The organism is Skermanella sp., assembly GCF_059503625.1.
Window position 1 is genome coordinate 1 of sequence record NZ_JCACHA010000505.1, and the last position, 2,141, is coordinate 2,141.

At 67.0% G+C, this 2,141-nt stretch carries 3 protein-coding genes; 2 read left to right on the forward strand and 1 reads right to left on the reverse strand.

The features are described 5' to 3' along the window. The coding region (locus AC5JJ6_RS10895) for an O-antigen ligase family protein (protein ID WP_496042052.1) at positions 1-836 on the forward strand (836 nt) is incomplete at its 5' end. A 15-nt stretch (positions 837-851) separates the two neighbouring features. Here the strand turns inward: AC5JJ6_RS10895 and AC5JJ6_RS10900 are convergent. After that, positions 852-1,262 carry a hypothetical protein gene (locus AC5JJ6_RS10900; RefSeq protein WP_496042053.1) on the reverse strand — a complete coding sequence of 137 codons (411 nt, stop codon included), beginning with the start codon at positions 1,260-1,262 and terminating at the stop codon, positions 852-854. Between the two features lie 182 nt (positions 1,263-1,444). Here AC5JJ6_RS10900 and AC5JJ6_RS10905 point away from each other — a divergent pair, with 182 nt between their 5' ends. Further along, on the forward strand, positions 1,445-2,122 hold the full coding sequence (locus AC5JJ6_RS10905; RefSeq protein ID WP_496042054.1) for an HAD family hydrolase: 678 nt from the start codon (positions 1,445-1,447) through the stop codon (positions 2,120-2,122). The last annotated feature ends 19 nt before the right edge of the window (positions 2,123-2,141 follow it).

Consider the following 2,141-nt stretch of genomic DNA (forward strand, 5'->3'; position numbering starts at 1 on the left):
CGACCATCCACCACGATGCGCTGGCCGGCAGCTGGCGGGGGTCGTTCGGCCACAAGAACCGGCTCGGCCGCATGATGTCGCTGGCCGTCGTGATCTTCTGCCTGCTGCTGATCGAGAAGGACGGCAAGAAGAACTGGTTCAACTGGGCCGGGTTCGGGCTTTGCGCCTTCATGCTCGCCATGTCCCAGTCGCGCACGGCCTGGATCACCACGATGGCCCTGCTGCTCTTCATCCCGGTGCTGCGCTTCCTGCGCGGCGCCCGCCTGCCGATGTCGCTGCGGGTCGGCACCCTGCTGATCGTTGGGTTCGCCGGCGTGATGGCGGTCACCCAGTTCCTGGTCGTCGGCCTCGAAGCCGTGGGCCGCGATCTGACCTTTACCGGCCGCACCACGATCTGGACCCACGCGATCCACGCCGGCATGAACCACTCGATGCTGGGGGCGGGATACCGGGCGTTCTGGACGCCGGAAGGCGCCAGCTACGTCTATGCCCGCCTGTGGGCGGTGGTCGGCAACGGGCACAACGGCTATCTCGACGTCTGGCTGGAACTGGGCTTCGTCGGCCTCGGCATCTTCGTCGTGATGTTCGCGACCGGCATCGGCCGGGCCTATTCGCGCCTGATCAGGAGCAACGACATCGTCGGGCTGTTCTACGCCCTGATCATGGTCTACGCGCTGATCTACAGCTTCACCGAGAAGTTCCTGCTGGAGCAGAGCGAGCTGACCTGGATGCTCATGATGGTGACGCTGCTCTACCTGACGCCGCGCCGCGTCCCGGCGGTCAGCCGGTCCGCCATGCCGCTGCCGGCGCGGGGATATCCGGCGCCCGGCGAGTGATCGCCGGGCCGCCGCTCAGGCGTGGGCGGCCAGGGCGTAGAGCCTTGCTTCGGTATCGGCCAGCACCCAGCCGTCGACGGTTACCGTCCGCCCGGCGCCGAAGTCTTCCCGGATGCGGGTCCGCAGCCAGCCATGGACCTGTGCAGGGTCGCCGGCCGCCAGACGGTCGCGCTCCGGTCCGAAGATGCTGTCCACCAGCGCCTGCCTCGACTGGCACAACTCCGCGTGCCCCCGGCACGCCATGCCGACGCGGCGGACGTCGCGCGGGCTGCTGAACATGCTGAGCGCCGTCTCCGCGAGCTGCGGGTCGCCGGCCCGTTCGGGCAGGGCGAAGGCTTGGGCGCGGGGCTGGATGGCCATCAGGCCGCCGGCGGCGGCGAAGCCCGCCAGAGCCGCCCGGCGCGTGAGCTTCAAATGCTTTATCATGCTGTCGAAAACCTTCCGGAACGCCAGCCTTTCGAGAAGGCTTGCCTGACAAAGCCTATGTTTCGCCCGTCAAGCGGACAATCGAGCAGGGTTGGTAATCCCAAGGTTACTTACCCAGGGTGGCGCAAACGTCACTTATATGGACCTGTTCACCCTTCGCGCGCGATTCTAAGGAGATCCTCATGGCTCACATGGATACCGCCTTCATCTTCGATCTGGACGGCACGCTGATCGACAGCGTCTACCAGCACGTGCTGGCATGGCAGGAAGCGCTGGACGCCGAAAACATCGAGCTTTCCGCATGGCGCATCCACCGCAAGATCGGCATGAGCGGCGGATTGTTCGCCAATATGCTGATCCGGGAAACCCAGATCGACATCAGCCAGGACTTGCTGGACCGCCTGCGCAACCGCCATGCCGAAGCCTATCGCCGGCAGTCCGGCAAGGTCCGCGCCTTGCCCGAATCGCGTGAGCTTCTGGCGCACCTGACCGCCGCCGGCATCCCCTGGACCATCGCGACCAGCGGCCGGATGGAGACCGCCGGCCCCAATCTGGAGATGCTGGGCATCGACCTCGCCAAGGTCCCCGTGGTCACGCGCGATCAGGTCAAGTACGCCAAGCCGGACCCCGACCTGTTCCTGACCGCAGCCGAGCGGCTGGGTGTCGATATCCAGTCCTGCATCGTCGTCGGCGACAGCATCTGGGACACGCTGGCGGCCCAGCGCGCCCGCGCGCTCAGCGTCGGCCTGCTGTGCGGCGGCTATGGCGAGGACGAACTCCAGCGGGCAGGCGCCTTCCGCGTCTACGAGGACCCGGCCGACATGCTGAAGCACCTGGACGAGGTCGGCGGCCGGCGCTGAGGGAACGAGGCCGAAGCGA

Bases quoted from the DNA above. Each gene is read 5' to 3' on its own strand.
- AC5JJ6_RS10905 (WP_496042054.1), top strand. From the start codon at position 1,445: ATGGCTCACATGGATACCGCCTTCATCTTCGATCTGGACGGCACGCTG.
- AC5JJ6_RS10900 (WP_496042053.1), bottom strand. From the start codon at position 1,262: ATGATAAAGCATTTGAAGCTCACGCGCCGGGCGGCTCTGGCGGGCTTC.